12 protein-coding genes are annotated in these 17,161 nt (G+C 58.9%); 7 read left to right on the forward strand and 5 right to left on the reverse strand.

All coding sequences use genetic code 11. The features are described 5' to 3' along the window. Positions 1–137: 137 nt before the first annotated feature. Complete coding sequence (locus BM438_RS01230) at positions 138–1,058, reverse strand: glycosyltransferase family 2 protein (protein ID WP_093632540.1); 921 nt, start codon at positions 1,056–1,058, stop codon at positions 138–140. 387 nt (positions 1,059–1,445) lie between these two features. Between BM438_RS01230 and BM438_RS01235 the strand changes: the two genes are divergently transcribed. Then, a complete protein-coding gene (locus BM438_RS01235; RefSeq protein WP_093632541.1) occupies positions 1,446–3,497 on the forward strand; it encodes an acyltransferase family protein in 2,052 nt (683 codons plus the stop codon). Positions 3,498–3,637: 140 nt separating this feature from the next. On the opposite strand, the gene BM438_RS01240 is transcribed toward BM438_RS01235, so the two are convergent. Then, positions 3,638–4,741 (reverse strand): acyltransferase family protein, encoded by a 1,104-nt coding sequence (locus BM438_RS01240; RefSeq protein ID WP_093632542.1) that lies wholly within the window; start codon positions 4,739–4,741, stop codon positions 3,638–3,640. Between the two features lie 112 nt (positions 4,742–4,853). Then, a complete protein-coding gene (locus tag BM438_RS01245) occupies positions 4,854–6,335 on the reverse strand; it encodes a flippase (RefSeq protein WP_093632543.1) in 1,482 nt (493 codons plus the stop codon). A gap of 271 nt (positions 6,336–6,606) precedes the next feature. Here BM438_RS01245 and BM438_RS01250 point away from each other — a divergent pair, with 271 nt between their 5' ends. The 6 genes from BM438_RS01250 to BM438_RS01275 all read left to right on the forward strand — a co-directional run bounded on the left by BM438_RS01250 (position 6,607) and on the right by BM438_RS01275 (position 13,421). Further along, on the forward strand, positions 6,607–7,497 hold the full coding sequence (locus tag BM438_RS01250) for a hypothetical protein (protein ID WP_093632544.1): 891 nt from the start codon (positions 6,607–6,609) through the stop codon (positions 7,495–7,497). Positions 7,498–7,708: 211 nt separating this feature from the next. Next, positions 7,709–8,623 (forward strand): transcriptional regulator, encoded by a 915-nt coding sequence (locus BM438_RS01255; protein ID WP_093632545.1) that lies wholly within the window; start codon positions 7,709–7,711, stop codon positions 8,621–8,623. Between the two features lie 508 nt (positions 8,624–9,131). After that, positions 9,132–10,238, forward strand: a complete 1,107-nt coding sequence (locus BM438_RS01260) for a glycosyltransferase family 4 protein (RefSeq protein WP_093632546.1) — start codon at positions 9,132–9,134, stop codon at positions 10,236–10,238. Between the two features lie 27 nt (positions 10,239–10,265). Then, complete coding sequence (locus BM438_RS01265; RefSeq protein ID WP_093632547.1) at positions 10,266–11,342, forward strand: glycosyltransferase; 1,077 nt, start codon at positions 10,266–10,268, stop codon at positions 11,340–11,342. A gap of 178 nt (positions 11,343–11,520) precedes the next feature. Continuing rightward, entirely contained in the window at positions 11,521–12,177 is a 657-nt protein-coding gene (locus BM438_RS01270) for a hypothetical protein (RefSeq protein WP_244179212.1), read from the forward strand. A gap of 245 nt (positions 12,178–12,422) precedes the next feature. Then, positions 12,423–13,421, forward strand: coding sequence for a glycosyltransferase family 2 protein (locus BM438_RS01275; RefSeq protein ID WP_167378279.1), 999 nt, complete (start codon positions 12,423–12,425; stop codon positions 13,419–13,421). Between the two features lie 41 nt (positions 13,422–13,462). On the opposite strand, the gene BM438_RS01280 is transcribed toward BM438_RS01275, so the two are convergent. After that, a complete protein-coding gene (locus BM438_RS01280) occupies positions 13,463–14,689 on the reverse strand; it encodes an alpha/beta hydrolase family protein (RefSeq protein ID WP_093632549.1) in 1,227 nt (408 codons plus the stop codon). A 141-nt stretch (positions 14,690–14,830) separates the two neighbouring features. After that, positions 14,831–17,161 (reverse strand): condensation domain-containing protein, encoded by a 2,331-nt coding sequence (locus tag BM438_RS01285; RefSeq protein WP_093632550.1) that lies wholly within the window; start codon positions 17,159–17,161, stop codon positions 14,831–14,833.

Consider the following 17,161-nt stretch of genomic DNA (forward strand, 5'->3'; position numbering starts at 1 on the left):
GTGGGAGAGTGCGCCTGGCCTTTTAACCCCGCGCGGCGGCTTGTGCGGCGCACTCAACAATCACTCGACGATCCGCGGCTGGTACAGGAAGAATGCCGGCTTGCAATCTAACGCTATCGTCTTATGTTCGATAGTTTTCATAACTTTGCCGCTCGTTCAGGTGTCAGCCTTCCTCGTACGAAGTCCCAGAGGCCGATCAGATTGCCGCTCAGACGACCGCGACGATCGACCCAAGGCTCCGGTGCAATACTTCGTACAATATTGCTGGCAACATTTCGCAGAACGTGGTCGAGCGCAACGCGCAAAGGCATCGTTTTCTTTCTCACCAGATAGAGTGGATTGATGACCTGTGAATAGCCTAGCTTGCGCCCAGACACCCTCCCACGCTTGGCTCCCAGGTGCACTCCGAGTGCGGTATTAACGCGAACGACACGACGGCCGAGATTCCATATCTGGCCTCCGAAATCACGATCCTCCTGCCAGCCATAGAGAACAAGGCGCTCATCAAAGCGGAGGCCTGCAATGCTGCGGGCTCGAAACGCCATATTGCACCCGTAGGGAGCACCGGCCGGAGTTGCAATCAATCTTTCCGGGGTTTCACGCGTCCCGGCCAGGATAGCTCGTCCTTCTTCGAACGAATAACCCGGCCCATGGATGCCATCTGCGAGTACCGTTCCGGTAACACAGGCGATAGAGGGATCGCTATCCAGGACCTTGAGGATTTCCGAAATCCAGGTGCTGTGCATCAGGAAATCATCGTCCAGAAAGATCACGACGTCGAAGTCTTCCGGCACATGGTTCAATGCGGTATTGCGTTGCGCGGAACTGCCAGGCTTCCCCTTGATGACGAGCATGCCAGGTTGGCTTGGAAGGTCGCCAATATCCTCATCCGATACGCAAGAGACGATGATCAGATCCGGCTTGACAGTCTGCAGATCGACGAAGGCGATGACATGCTTAAGGAGCTCGGCGCGGCCCCGCGTGGCGAAGATCAGGCAAACTTTTGATTGCTTGCCGGCAGAGGGGCCTCTGTCGTGGCTTATTTTCACGGTTTCCATCCTCAGTGTTTCCGTCCTCAGTGTCTATGCTGGGGCCAACTGCCGTTGTCTGGCCTCTGGCTGAAAGTTGCGGATGCCGCAAGCAATTCCAGCCACCATGTAGAAGGCATGGTATTGGTCTGGCAGACGCAGCACTGCTGCCTACCGCACACGCAAATACACGCATATCGAGCGCTCGCGAATCGTGTCCCGTATGTGCGGTGCGCCACACAGGGTGCGAGAGCGTTTGGGATGTATGCGCTTGCGTGGGGTAGGTAGCAGTGCGCGTATGGCGAGCCGATACCATGTACCAGCAGCCTGAACGGCGCGCTGCGTCGCGCGTCGTCATCGAGCGGATTTGCCGTTGGCCAGGCTCGCAGCCACACGGACATTCGAGGGGAGACATCGATGAGCGTCACATCGCGCAAGCCTGTACAGGCTTATCGGCCGGACATTGATGGATTGCGCGCGGCCGCGGTTATTTCAGTGGTCATTTTCCATGCGTTCCCTGGGACACTGGCGGGTGGCTTCGCCGGCGTGGATATATTCTTTGCGATCTCCGGCTACCTGATTTCGCAGCACATCATCGAGACGCTCGATCAGGGACGCTTCAGCCTCATTGACTTCTACGCGCGGCGTATCAAGCGCATCTACCCGGCTCTCATCACCGTGATGGTCACCAGTCTCGCGGCTGGCATCGTGCTGATGGCGTCGGGTGAACTCAAGCAGCTCGCATCGGATGCACTTGCGAGCGTCGCGTTCGTCGCGAACATCTACTTTTATATGACGCGAGACTACTTTTCGCAGGGGGCATCGACAAGCGCGCTCCTGCATCTGTGGTCGCTCGGCGTGGAGGAGCAGTACTACATCGTCTGGCCGATCGCGCTCTTTCTGCTCTGGCGATTCGTGAGTCGGCGCGTGGCGACAATTGCGATCGCCGCGGGCATCGTGCTGTCACTTGCCAGCAGCATCTTCCTGAGCGGTACGCACGCCATCGCGGCATTTTATCTGCCGGTCACGCGTTTCTGGGAATTGCTGTTTGGCTCCACGCTTGCATGGGTGGAGTTTCATTCCGGCGAACGCCGCACCGCGCTTGCAAGGGATACGGCGTTGGCATGGCGCTTGACGCTGCGCGATTTCGCCTCGTTTGCAGGCGTCGCCCTCATTGCCGTCAGCCTTGCGTTGTTCGATCCGAAGATTGTGTTTCCGGGCTGGCGGGCGGCACTACCCGCCGGCGGCGCCACGCTCATCATTTCCGCAGGCCCGGCGGCCTGGTTCAACCGCCGGGTGCTTGCCCTTAAGCCGTTGGTCTACATCGGACTCATCAGCTACCCGCTTTATCTCTGGCATTGGCCGATACTGGTCTTTCTGCATCTTTTGAGTGGCGGCACGCCAACGGCGACGATGTTGGTCGCCGCCATCGTCGTCGCTTTTGCGTTGTCTTCCATCACACTCAGCTTTATCGAGACGCCCGCGCGCTTCAGCCGCACGGTGCGGTGCCACCCTGTGCGTGCTGCGAGCGTGCTAGTCGCGATGATGACGGGCGTTGGCCTGTCCAGCTACGCGATTTCGAGCGATAACGGCTTGCCGGACCGTTTTCCCGACGCGAGCTTCGGCGCGCATCAGCAACACTGGGTACTCACTGACACATGCAAGAAGACCTTCCCGGGTTCGGAATTCTGCGTCATTCCCGCGCCCAACGAACGTCCCGAGGTGGCGCTGCTCGGCGACAGTCACGCCAATCACTTGTACGAAGGGCTGCGGCCGGCATTGGCATCCAACGGGATTGGGCTGTTTGCGGTCGGTAGCGGCAACTGTCCGCCGTTTTCCGGCGTTGACATTTACCTTGGCGAGCACGTCAAGCATTGCGCGGCGCTGTTCGGCGGCGTGCTCGATTACGTCGTGAAATCGTCCGACATCCGTTCGGTGGTGCTGTCGAGCTACGCCATTTCGTCGATCACGGGCGGCTTCGACTACGGTCAGGGTGGCTATATCCGTCTCGTGGCTGCGGGCGGCGGTCGGGCGAATCCGACGCTGGGCCAGCGTGACGAAGAGAGCAACCTGGACGTCTATCTCGCCGGTCTTGAACGCACCTTGGGCCGGCTTACCGCTGCGGGTAAGCACGTGGTGTTCGTGCTCGACACGCCGGAGCTGGATTTCGATCCCAGCACCTGCGTACGCCGCCCCGTGCAATTTTCCGTGCGCTCGCCCTGCGCGGTCCCACGCGCAAAAGTGGAGAAGCGGCTGAGGGCCGTGCAAACGCGCATCCGAGCGGTGCTGGCCAGGTTTCCCGACGTGAAGGTGTTCAATCCGGTTCCGCTTCTGTGCGACGCGCAGAATTGCTACGCACGGCAGGGCGGGGCGTTTATGTACGCGGACCGGGATCACTTGACGTCCGATGGTTCGCGCTACGTCGTTAGGTGGCTCATGCAGGACATCGAGGGCGGGGGGCAAATCTGAGTGCTCCTGCCACGCATGAGCAGCTTCGATCTCGAACAGGGCGGCATAGCCGGAGTCGCCAACTGAGGTGAGGCCGGTTCGCGCCGGCTCCGATCACCTTTGATTGCCGTCAGTGCCAACCTCTCGCCAAGGTTCGCCAGTCAGCTCGCGTCCTGTTTGACGGGCACGTTGCGGGCCCGGGCTTCATGAGTGGCCATGACCGGCTGGTTCAGTCCTGCGTGGCCTGTTCCACGCAACGGTATCTTCGCTAGCCGCTGCAATAGCCGGCGCGCGTTCTTGTGCAGCGGTCGGTCGACGAACCAGTAGAGTATGCCGCCCACCGCTGTCGCCAGGACAATGATGGCCGCCACGCCGATGGGCGCAGTGACGTCAAAATCATTGATAGCCCTCGGCAGCAGTTTGCGCGCTGCTTCGACGCAGTATGGATGGCTCAGGTAGACGGCATAACTGGCATTGCCAACGAATATCGCGCCACGTGTCAACAGGCCCGACCCCATCTTCGATTCGAGACTCAGACTGCCAATGACCATCAGGAACGCCGGAATGCCGTAATACAGCAACGGGATATTCGCCATTGCGTGCCAGTCCACGAATGCCATCCATGCGTAGGCGCCTGCCACGATACAGCCCGCAAGGACCGGTATGATCCGGACCCCGAGCCTCCAGAGCCAATAACTCGCGAAGCCGAGCGGGAACTCAAATACGCGCTGATAGGAGTAGAACGTGGCAATCGCGCCGTGCGAGCCTGAGGCCTTTAATGCGCAAAAGATTGCGAAGATCAATGCCGACGCGAATAGCAGTCGATGGCGGCGCATCAGTATCAGCGACACTGCCGCAACCACGTAAAACATCATTTCGTAGTTCAGCGTCCAGCCGACGAACAACATCGGGAAAATTTCGCCGCTTTCCTTGCGGTAGGGAATGAAAAGCAGCGACTTGAGCAGGTTTCCGAAGTTGGCCGTCGTTGAATTGAACAAAGACGGGGCGATGAGGGTGCCGGCTAATACGCTGAATGTCAGCAGCCAGTAGAGCGGCACGATTCGGGCAATGCGGTCTGCGAGAAAGCGCCCTACGGTCATACCGGGGCTATCCAGCACGAGTGCGATCACAAATCCGCTGAGCACGAAGAAAATGTCCACGCCGAATTCGCCGAACGTGTGTCCGGTCGGCGCAAGGATGTGAAAAAAGATGACCGTCGTGGCCGCAATTGCGCGCAGCACGGTAAGGGAGTGGAGCTTGCTCATGTCTGGCTCGCAGTCTGCGTGTTCGACAATCCCGACCGGAGCGGACGCTCTGTGTCGGCGCGGTCATTCAGACATCGCGCGGGGAGGGAGTGCCCGTTGCCATGCCGCGTGATCATTGGCTTTGCGCCCACCGTCGCGTGTAGTTGCGCATCGACGCGACCAGCTCGAGCACACGTGCGTAGAACCGAGGTTCGGTGCGTGCGCTCCATGCGAGCGAGACGGCTGTCATACCGAGCCACACCACGATGCTTGGCCATGTGAGTGGAGCGAAGACGAGTGTGCCGACATACGCTGCTGTGACGATCAGCGCCGGCACGGCCAGCATGCGTGTTGGCCGCGCATCCAGACGCGCGGCATGGAGCAACAGCACGCCGTCGAGCAGGTTGCGCGCGCTCCACGCGAGCGCTGCGCCCAGCACGCCAAAGTGTTGCAGCATCCACCACAGCAAGGCAAGGAACGGCAACATTTCATAAGCCTGCAAACGCGCGACGATGCCTGGCCTGCCCGTTGCCTGCAGGTGGCAGGCAGCGATCCATGCGAGGGAGTTGATCCAGATGCCAACCAGAATCGTCTCACCAACCGACGCGGCACGTGAGGCGAATTCCTGGCCCACCCACAGTGAGAGAAAGGGATGCATAAGGAATATGCCGAACACCATCATCGGCGTGAGTGCGGCGGCGAGGCCGCGTATCACGCTGGAGGAGAGCGCCACGCCGCTCGCGGCGTCGAGTGCCGAGAGGCGCGGAAATAGCGTCCGGGCGATGACGGATGGAAAAAGTCGCGCGCGCGCGGCGAGATTGAAGGGCACCTGATAGTAGGTGACTGCCTGCGGCCCGAGCGCGTGGCCGATCATGAGGCGGTCGGCGGTCTCCAGCAGCGGCTGCGCCAGGCTCGTCACGCTGATCCACGCGCCGTAGGAAAACAGTTGGCCGACCAGTTCGCGGCGTGGGCCGCTGGCGAGGCGCAACGGAAAGACGCGCCAGACCGCGAATGCCGTCACCGTCAGCGCCGCTACCCCGGCCACTAGCGTGCCGAACACCAGAAAGCGCAGATTCGGCCCGAAGACGAGCGCCGCCCCGAGCGGCACAAGCTGATACATCAGCGTGACCGGGAGTGTTACCGCGTTGAGCGTGCCAAAGCGCTCGCGCCCCACGAGTGCGCCGTTGAACACGGAAATGAGATTCGAGAGCGGCACGAGACAGGCTACGTAGGGCAATGCGGGCAACAACTCGACGCGCAGGGCCTCCCCCATGTCGAAGTACGCGAGCAGCGCGTGCATGAGCGCATACAGTGCTACGCCGCCCACGAGACCCAGTGCTGCGTTGAGGATCATCGCTGTCCACAGGACTGCTTCGCGCTCGCGCTGTGGCGCATCGCCGAGTTGCGCGATGCGGTTGGACGTCGCCGAAGACAGCCCCAGATCGAGAAAGCCGAAATAACCCTGCACCATCCAGACGATGGCGAGTACCCCGTAGCGCGCCGCACCGATGTGGTGGAGATAAATCGGCGTCGTCACGAGCGCAACGAACATAGGCAGGATCCCGCCCACGAAGTTGAGCGTGGCGCTGCGTGTGAGACTGGGTTTTGCGGTCATGGGGTACTCCAGTGCGCGACTTGCACATTCTGACCGAGGCAGGCGAGAGCGTTTGTGTGTCCGCGTACGGAGAGACGGGGTTTAAAGGTTAAATCTATCGAGGCATGTTTTGCGTGCGGTAGCCAGCAGTGCTGCGTCTGCTACACCAATAGCATGCCCTCTCATATGCTGGCTGGAATGGCTTGCGGCTAGTCAAGTGCTGACGAGAGAGGCCTTGGACATCGGGTTCTGCCGCGCTTGCGACGTTGTCTAACCCTTTGGATTTACAACAATGATCCCTTCTGCCGACGCTCTGCTGACCGTTGATCAAGCCGTCTACAAGACCGCATTCAACAATACACCGTTCAGTTTCAAGCACTGTCTGCATCAGCTGTCGATGTTCCAGCCGGTGGCACTAGCGGAGTTGGCGAAGAAGTATGGTGGGAAACCTGCGGATTATTACGTTTCCAATTCGGCTTCCACGCCAGGGACCCGATTCTTCGATGTCAAATCAAAAACGTCGAAGCCGGATGAGGCGCTTGCTCAGCTTGCCACGGGGCCGACGCGCGTGCTTTTGAAGCGGCCCGAGAATTATGACGCCGGCTTTCGAGAACTATTGGACAAGCTGTTCGAAAAAGTGATCGAACTACGCGGCGGTCTCAATGGTGAAAAGGTCGTGCGGCTCGAATCGGCCATCTTCGTCAGCTCCGCCTCCTCGACCACGCCGTTCCATTTCGATCCGGAAATCAATCACTTCTTCCAGATCGAGGGCGACAAGCACTACCATGTCTATCGTCCCAGTGCCGTTCGGGAAGACGAACTCGAGGATTTCTACGTGCAGGGCATAGTCGAGATCGGCCAGGTGGATCTGGCCACGCGAGACAAGAGCCTCGAACATGTCTTCGACCTTGTGCCCGGTAGTGGTTTTCACCAGCCGCAGGACGCGCCCCATTGGGTTCAAACCGGCGCGGAACGCAGCGTTTCCTATGCGTTCGTCTATGAGACCGACGCGAGCCGGGCCCGTGGCCGCATCCTGGCCGCCAATCACATCCTGCGCAAACTCGGAGTAAATCCTCAGCCGCCCGGTGCGAACGCCGGGACCGACAATGCGAAATCATCGGTGATGAGGGTTGTTGTTCCCGTCCGCAGGCGTATCGTTCGCAATCTGAATCGGGGCCGTTGATCTGGCATTGCAGTCGTCATTTTCTCGTCTGATTCGATGGACTGAACCAACCAGAAGGTGCGCTAGCGCACCGAACCCCTGAAAGCTGGGTTTGATCGGCTTGGCCTCCGGTGTACGATTTCTGCAGATTCCACGCAATTGGGTGGCGTTCGGCTTTGGCACTAACGGATCTCGTTTTCCCAACGGTTATCAGACTATAAGGAGCGATCGCATGGACATCTCCACGGATTCCGCGGTCCCCGAAGTGACATTGCCAGACAAGTGGATCGACGCAGATTCTTCAGTGTTTCGAGAGCGTTTCGACCGGAAGAGCTTCGAGGTTTCCCACCGCCTGGCATCTCATCCACGCTTTGAAGTCCCTCAATTGATAGATTTGGCGGAGCGAACCCTGAGAACGCGCCCATCTGATCTCTACTACGACATGGGTGACGTCGCACCTGGTCAAAAATGGAGAGATACGAATCGTGCGTTCTCACCGCTGAATGCACTAAGGCAGCTGGAAGATTCAAACGCCTGGTTCATCCTCAGAGACGCGCAAAGAGATCCTGCCTACACCGAGCTGTACAGGCATGCGATTGCAGAGGTCAAGGATATGGTTGGCGGCGGCATCGAATCCAAGATCAGAAATGAGGAGATCATCATTTTCATCACGTCACCGAAGCGGGTGACGGCATATCACATAGATCGCGAATGCAATTTTATTCTTCAAATCCATGGGGGAAAGGATTTGTACGTCTTTGACCGGGAAGATCGGCAGGTTCTTCCAGAGGTGGAAATTGAGCGGTTCTGGACGAACGACAACAACGCGGCAAACTATAGACCCGAACTGCAGGACCGAGCGCGGCTGTACAGATTGGTCCCGGGAAATGGCGTTCACGTTCCTGTCAACTGCCCCCACTGGTTGAAGAACGATGACAATATCTCGGTGACTTTGAGCGTAAACTTCCAGTTTATTGACTCTGTGCGAAGGGATATCTATCGCGCCAACTATTACCTCAGGAAGCTTGGAATCAATCCCAGTCCGCCTGGACGAAGCGCGGTGCGGGATCGAGCCAAGGCCATGGCGTTTTCGACGGCGCATGCCGCCGGGCGAGCTATCAAGTCGGCTTTGCAAAGAGGCGGTTAGTCTCAAGCCGGTCGCTTAACCAATTGAAAATTGGCGTCGTCGCGTCGGCCCTGCAGGCTGATTCCCAAGGCCCTCGTGGAGACGAGGGCCTTTTCTTTGAGGGCGTTCATCGGTAAGCGCTGACCAGACAAGGTATCGGCATCAGTTCCGGCGATCAACTTGCCACGAGACTGCGGAAGGCCGGCGTATCGGCTGGAGCTGTCCGGTCAAGTTTTGGGCAAGCGCATGATTGCCCCTGGAAACCGGTAGCGCGCGGGCTTACCCGGTATGCGCGTGTTTGCGTGCGCTTGCGTGCGCTTGCGTGCGTTAGGCAGCAGTGCCGTGTTTGATACACCGATACCCTACCTGTCAGAGAAAACTGCGTTGTCCTGCGTAACGTCGCCAGCGACATCGTGCGCAGTATCGCGCCGGCGCTTTGAGGCGATCGTCTGGACCGTTTGAGCGGCAATCTGATTGGCTTCTGGGACTTTGTGCGAAGAATATTCACGCGTGAGCGTGCGGGAAAGTTATGAAAACGATCGCATCGAAGACGATAGCGTTCAACGGCAAGTTCTTCGGGGCAGCGCCGACGGGCGTGCACAGGGTTGCCGAGCAACTCGTCGCCGCAACTGATGCCTTGATTGCCGGGCAAGCCGGTAACGACGTTGATTATGCCGTCGTAGTCAGAGACAGCGTCGAGGTCCCGCCTTACCGCAATATTTCGTGCGTTCGCGAGAATCCCTGGGTTCGCAGGATACACAGAATCGCGTGGGAACAATGCTATTTTCCCTTGGCTCGCAGAAAGGACTTTATTCTCAACCTCTGCAATCTCGGCCCGCTGTTGCATCGCGATTCGGCGACGATGATCCACGACGCCCAAGTGTATTCTGCACCCGAATCCTATTCCCTGGGTTTTCGCTTGTGGTACAAGTTTCTCTTCTTTTTCATTGGCAAGCGGCACAAGATCATCTTTACCGTTTCGGAATTCTCCAAAAGAGAACTCGTACGCTATGGCGTTGCCAGTGCCGACAAGATCGTCGTCGTCTACAACGGTTGCGATCATGTTCTGCAGGTTCAACCCGACGAAGGGCAGCTTGCGGCATTGAGCCTCAAACCGCGGCGCTATGTGCTCGCGCTCGCGAACACCCAGAAGCACAAGAACATCGGCGTCCTGTTCAAGGCGTTCGCCGGTGCGGAACTGAATGGCGTCGAGCTCGTGCTATTCGGTGGCGCCACGCAAGCCGATTTCGAAAATCTCGGGCATGTCGTGCCTCCCAATGTGCGATTCGCAGGCCGGATTACCGATCCGGAGCTCGTGGGGCTGATGGCCAATGCCGGCGCGCTTGCCTTTCCTTCGCTAACGGAAGGGTTTGGTTTGCCGCCATTGGAGGCGATGGCACTGGGCTGTCCGGTGATAGCCGCGCCGTTTGGCGCGCTTCCGGAGGTTTGCGGCGAGGCCGCGCTCTATGCGGACCCTTTCAGTCCGGACGCGTGGCGTCTGAATATTCTAACGGCGCTCGACGACGAGGCAACGCGGCAATCGCTGATATCCGCCGGACGTCGGCAGGCTGGCGGCTTCACCTGGAAACGGGCGGCGCGCAACCTGTTCGAGACTGTGAAAGCTGTGACCCGCTAATCTGGAAAAAGATACAGGGGATACGCGATGTCTGTTGATGTTGATTTCTCGCTGGCACTCAATGATCGTACCGGGAAATTCTTTTTGGGAAACGATATTATTTCGTCGCTCGGCAGTCGAGTTGCCAGGGTCCGCTATGGGCGACTTCACGGATTTCCGCGCAGTGATTTCGTGCGCCGTGTCGCGGGTCGCCTGACTCACAACGAAACAATGGCGAGAGTATATTGGTCATGGCTGATTTCGCTTTTCCCGGTCATCCGCGACCCTCGTCCTACGCTGCATCTCGACCCAGTCAGCGTTGTGCGTCATCGGTTAGAGGCACGCGATATTGTGCTCTGCCATGATGTCGGTCCGATCACGCATCCCCAATACTTCGCACCGGGCGTGGATGAGTTGTATCTCCGGGCCTATGATCAGATCCAGCGAATCAAGCCCCACATGGTATTTGTCAGCAAGACGTCTCAGCGGGAATTTCACAGGCTGTACGGTAACGAATATGCCTCCTCCAATGTCATCTACATTCCGACGCGATTGGGCGCGAAGGAAGGTGAGGGGTGTCCGGTGGATGGCATTTCGCGCCCTTTCCTCCTGACGGTGGGGAGTATCGGTGACCGTAAGAATCAAGCCTGTTGTATCGAGGCATTCGCGGCAAGCGGGCTTGCGGAGAAAGGGTGGCAGTATGTCATTGTCGGTGGGGGCGAGCCTGGCGCCAGTACCGCTGTCGAACTCGCGAAGCAGACTCCGGGTGTCGTGTTGCCGGGTTACACGAGTGACGATGAGCTTCGTTGGCTCTACCGTAACGCATCCGGGTTCGTGCTCATGAGTCTTTTGGAAGGGTTCGGGATGCCAGTTATCGAGGCGATAGAGCACGACTTGCCGTGCCTCGTATCCAGTTCCAGCATATTGACGGAAATCGGGGGCAAAGCCATGCTGGACGCCGATCCGCTTGATCGGAAATCCATCGTGACTGGTATGAGGTCGCTAGCCGTAATGTCGGGCGAGGAGCGAAGCCGCCGAATTTCCCAGGCCCACACGCATCTCCGTAAATTTGCCCGTGAACCCATCCTGGCCAGCTGGAGAGAACTGATTGACAGGACTGGCTGAGTCACTCGCTCGTGCTGGCCACGGCGCGTGGCGTGTGTGAGCCTGAAACCGGTCCGGGCGGCAGGCGCAGTTCAGAACGCCATTGTCCGACACAGAGTGAACGTCGAAAGATTGCGTCGCAATGTGCGAGATTACAGGACAGGTGGGGCTGCGACGCGCGGAACCTGGACAGTTCGCAATGCCGCCATGCTTCGAGCGCTCGCTCGATAAGTTCGACAATCGGCAATCGGCCAGGGAGATGGCCAATATCGACGCCGGCCTCGATCTCTTTGACAATGGCTTGCGCAAACTGGCCGCGGCGGATCGCCATGTCTACTTTCTCGACGATCGCGCCTTGTTCAGGAGCCTGTGGGGCGAACGTGACGGCCAAGGTCGTCCGCTTTACAAGACATTGCATCTGTCGCCTGGCTGCGCCGTCACCAATACATCCGGCGACGATCCGCACAACGCTGTCGTTGCCGGCGGTCACTGCGGCGTGGTCTGGAATACCCTTTGGGCACAGCACCTTCACTTCCCTGAATGCCGCATTCGGATTGCATCTCAAACCGATCACGGATGCCGAGGTCATCGGCTTTCTGCAACCCAGCTTCGCTGCAAGCGCGCGATCGGCCCTGGCAATGCCGGCATCCTTATCGAAGTAGCGTGGCATGAGCGACGCCGAACATTCGCCAGGGCGGAGATCGGCAACACTCTACACCAGATGGATGACGTGGCTTGGCTTGTCGAATTACCTCCGCGACCGGATCCCTTGCATAAAAAAGATATTCGACATGGGTGGCAATGTCGGCAATCTTTTTTTATCGCGGGAAATCCCCCAGCTCTGCTGGGGGACTAACACGGTTTGACGTTTCCAGGAGTCGGCTTTTTCCCATGTTTTGTACCGCTTCTCACCCGGGCCACCGTCGGTCGATATTGGAGCCTTTTACCGATGGCGAACAGGCCCCTCTGAGGCGCCAGCCATCGAAAGCCACCGGCTCTGCCGGTGGATCGTTACTTTTGAGGACCGCGAACTGACACTTCGCACTCTCGAGCAAATCTTGGTGCGATGAGATCGTAAGTTATCCATCAGTGGGGGCATCGTTGCAAATCGCCATCGTCATTCCTTGCTACAACGCCTCTGCGTATGTCGACACTACGTTGCAAACTGTAACGTCACAGACGCATGACGAGGTTGAAATCCTGATCGTCGACGACGGCTCATCGGACGATACCGTCTCGAAGGCTCGGGAACACCTCAAGGGTTGCCGCCATCGGTGGACGATTCTCACGCAGCCCAACAAGGGGGTTAGTGCTGCCCGAAACCTGGGATGGCAATCGACGACAGCAGATTGGATTCAGTTTCTGGATGCCGACGATTTCCTGGCTCCTACAAAACTGCAGCTTCAGTCGATCGCCTGCCGGACTGCTGATCCGAGTGTCGCCTATGTGATGTCGCGATGGGAAGAGGTCGTCGTCGAACTCGATGCTGCGCGAAGGGTCCGCCTCGCCGAGTGCTCAGCGTTTTCTTCACAGCCAACCGAACTGGAAATTCTCGCCAAGGGACCTCTAATACATTTAGGTCAGAGCGTATTCAGAAGACGATGGATCGCGGATGTGGCCGGCTTCGACGAGAATCTCAAGGTAGATGAGGACCAGGACTTTCTACTAAAGCTCGCGAGAAAAGGCGCAAAGGTTTTGACGGTCGAGAGCGCAGACCCGCTCTTCGCGTGGAGGCAGCAACGACACCGCCGTCTTGGGCTCCGGGGAGCGCGCTACAACGCCATAGACCTCACAGAACAATATATGGAGAACTTCTTCAGGATCACTGAGGGACACCGGCATTCTTTAGACATGCTTTCAGAGGACGATCAGGAAATGCTCAAGCAACGCCTCTCGTCATACATGCGGCTGTTGTATCGATACGATATCGGGGCGTTCCGGACCCACCTCGCACAACTCGACCAGATGTTCGGACGCTTCCTGCCCTTAAGTCCATCCTATCTCAAGGCATTGTCGCGTTTCGTTGGTTTCGAACGAGCAGAGGATGTCGCCTCAATATACCGGCGTGGCAAAGCCATGGCCGGAGTCGGCGTCGAATAGATCAACTCTGGTCGACTAGACGCGCAAAAACGCGTTGTGATCTAAGGACAGCGGGATTGTGTGGAACCAGTGGCCGATGCCCGGTCTTGTGGCGGCGCCTGGTTCTCCATGAAGGGCCGTATTTCTGCGAACGGGGCTGGCTCCGTCAACAAAGGCTGATTCTCGCCTAGCAAAAAACGGGTGAAGAATGCAACAACGTAGCGATTGATCTCGGACCAGGTCTTCGCCCTGTTGATTGCAGTTTTGTCGAATGCGGCCTTCCATGAGGGCTTCGCGAGCTTGTCCGCGAAATCATCATGTACCGTACCCTTTACCGTGAAGGTCCAGTTGTTCGGGAGCGTGGCCTGGCGAATCTGGTGCGCAACTGACTCGACCGTCAGCACCGAGTTGATCCGCGTGGCGAAGTCACTATGCAGGAGTTCCTCGCAAGTCGGATAGGTCCAACCACTATAGAACATCATGTAAGGCACCTCGACATTGCCGCGTTCAGGGCGCCCATACAAGGAGCCGTCAAAATTCACGACGGCCTTGATGCGTCGATCGTCGCTACTCATCTGCGCTGCCGTCGCGCCTCCGAACGAGAACCCGACGGCACCGAGCTTCGCCATATCCACACGTTGTCCAAACACCGGAATATTCTGAAATGCGTCGATGATGGCAGAGCCCGATTTCGCCGCCAGTTCAGCCCGGAGGGCTGCGACGGGGCGATAAGCCTCGAAGCTTTCCATCGAATCGCCGGGTATCTCCGATGCCTGAGCTTCGCCCTCTCGTCCGGGAAGACGAGGGGCGTGCACGATGTCGTCCACCGTAGCGACGACGAAACCATGGCTCGCCAGGTTTGCGGGCGTAAATGTGCTCTGTTGGCGAACACTGAACCATGATGGAAAGTAAATGATGAGGGGATATTTAGCACGGGCCTCGGACAGCTTTCCATTTGGCGTGAACGGCGGCGAGGTAGGATGTCCGATTGCTGCGATCCACTGCAGAATTGACCGCCCAATGCCATCGCCGGGCGCCTGCGCGGGGTACCAGATATCGACCGGAAGCGAAGGGCCATCGCTCCCCGTTTTCACATCAATACTGGCGAAGCCGACGGCATAGGGCCCCTCCAACCGGGGCCTGTCTGTGTCGAGGAACATCACGGCACGGATCATTTCCTTCGGGTCGACAAGCCCTGCATACCAGCTGACGCCAATCACCGCCGCGGCCACGAGCGCGACAAGACTGGAAGCGGCAAGAGCCCAGGAAGAAGGTGCTCCAGAGATCATGCGGATGCCTCGTCGCTGTTAGGAGCCTAGGGAAAGGGACGTGTCCGTGTCGATTCCAGGGAAGTAACACGCTACGCAAACGCGACATAGTCCAACCGCCTTATCCAATCAGGTCCGAAATGTATGGTGTGCATCGCGGATCTAAGCCTCGGCACGGCTCAGGAATGTTGTCGGACCGTCCTGCTCGTCAGGGCTGGTTTCAACCCCGTTAGCTTCGATTCCGGCCAGACGCTCACGCAGTTGCTTGCCGATGACAGCGGCGCCGGCCGAGCGGAAAATCTGGTCATGCATGCCCGGAATCTCGGTGACAACCAGTTTGCCCGTTATCGCCTGATGCCATCCCAGGTCCCAGGCGAACAGGCGTCCGTTGAGCACCTGGCCGCTGCGGAAGATCTGGACGTCGCCGTCATAGGGAGCCGGACGGTACCGCGCCTGCTGAGCCAGCAGATATTCGATGTACCAGCGATTCTCGGAAACCATATGCTCGGAAGCATCGCCCCTGATCAGGCCGAGTTTGAGAGCAAGGTCTGCAATACCGAGCCAGCGAACGATCCGATACTGCTTGAGGAAGGAGACCATGGATGTCTCGCCCCGCATTGCCTTGCGGAAGTCGCGCGGGATGTTGTCCGCACGCACCTGCATCTTGCGCAACTGCCGGTCGTACCAAGGCATCAACTCGCGATAACCGGGGCACCAGGAATCGTTGAGGATGACGAGCTCCACCGTTTCGCCTTCGCGCCGTAGCTGATGTGCCGCCTCCAGCGCCATCGCGCCCAGCACGCAGTGCCCCATGAGGATATAGGGGCCTCTTGGCCGGGCCAGCCTGATCAGCCGCACGGCGTCCGCGGAGATATCCTGGAAAGCACGCTGCGGGAACTCGCGCGGGGCTCCTTCCGGCACCATAGAGATGTCGACGATCGGCCGATCGGAGCCGATTTGCTGAGCCAGTCCGAAGAGTACCGCCACGTTGTTGAGCGCGATGATGGGCGTTCCAGGCGCATCCTCGTTGAATCGCACGATATTGCGCGCTTTCGCCTCCAGCTCGGCCTGACTCATGAAACCACTAGCACCGACGCCTCCCGCCACGTTCGCCGTCGCTCTCCCGGCAGCAGGCGCCAGCGGCAGGTTCGCCTCGATTTCAACGGCTTCCAGCATTTCGCGCCACTTGGCCAGATGCCGGTCGATCGTCTCGACGTCGTAAAGGTCCGTGTCGCCTTCACAGGAGATGCGCCAGCCTTGCGGGCGCCGCACCATAAAGAAGTTGAGGTCGTAGAGTGCGCCTGCGTTGAAGGAAGGCGAGGTCGTCGCGGCGAAATCCTGCCGGCGAACCTCATCGCCCCCGCCGACGAAGCTTTGCTGCAGGGCGAAATTGACCGAGCATAGCGACGGGCGATCTACATCGGAGACCTCGCCCGCCATCTCCATCATCTCTTCGAACGGCAAGTGGAGATGTTCGATGGCGTCGCTGAGCTTTGCACCGCACTGCGCTGTGACAGAGGCAATGGTGCTGTTTCGAGGAACGTCGAGGCGAAGTATCACCGTGTTGATGAGCGGTCCGACCACCCCCTCGAGTTCCTGCTGATCCCGCACCGACATCTGGGTGCCCATGGCTACACGGATTTGGCCGGTTGCCGTTTGCAGCGCCATCGCGAGGCCGGCGGCCGCAACGCTGAACAGGGTGACGCCTTGGGCCTTGGCAGCCGCAATCAGGCGGTCGCTAAGCGCGCTGGGCAACAGAATGGAGCGAATGACGCCCTGGAAGCGTCGCTCCTGCGACCGGGGACGATCGCCGGGAACATCGAAGCGGCTGAAATCCTGAAGCTCCTGGCGCCAATGGGTGCGCGCGCGATCGAGCGCACCGCTGGCAAGGAACTCTTCCTTCCACAGCGCGTAGTCGCCATGGTGAAGGTCGACATCGGGGAATTCGGGATCATGGCCGGCATGCAATGCGGCGAGTCCTTCCACCAGTTCACGCACGAGGATTGCGAAGGACCAGCCGTCCATGACAAGCGAATGGAAGGTCAGTTGCAATTCACCCTGCGTGGTCGATCTGGGCAACCATACGGCCCGGAAGAAGGAGGGGGACGACAATTCGAAGGGCGTGCGAGCCTGCTCTCCACCGACACGCTCGGCCTCGGCTACGCCGGCCTTTTCCTCCAAACCGGTGAGGTCGACCACTTCGAGCCGAAAAGGAGCATGGCTCCAGACTTGCTGGCGTAGCCCCGCACCCGTCATCACGAAGCGGGTCCGCAATATCTCGTGTCGCGCGACCAGTTCGCCGAGCACCTGTTCGATGCTCGCGGCATCGAGCGGACCCGACAATTGCAGCCGGAAGGCGATGTTGAGGGCGGAGGCCTTTGGCGATGCCTTCTGCTCATGCCAGAACCGTACCTGGCAGGCGGTCGCCGGGAACAGGGCGTAGCCGGCTTCGATCTCGTGAGTCGGGGCGATATTCAAGGCTATCCCGTTCAT

This window comes from Paraburkholderia aspalathi, from assembly GCF_900116445.1.
Taxonomy (GTDB): Bacteria; Pseudomonadota; Gammaproteobacteria; order Burkholderiales; family Burkholderiaceae; genus Paraburkholderia; species Paraburkholderia aspalathi.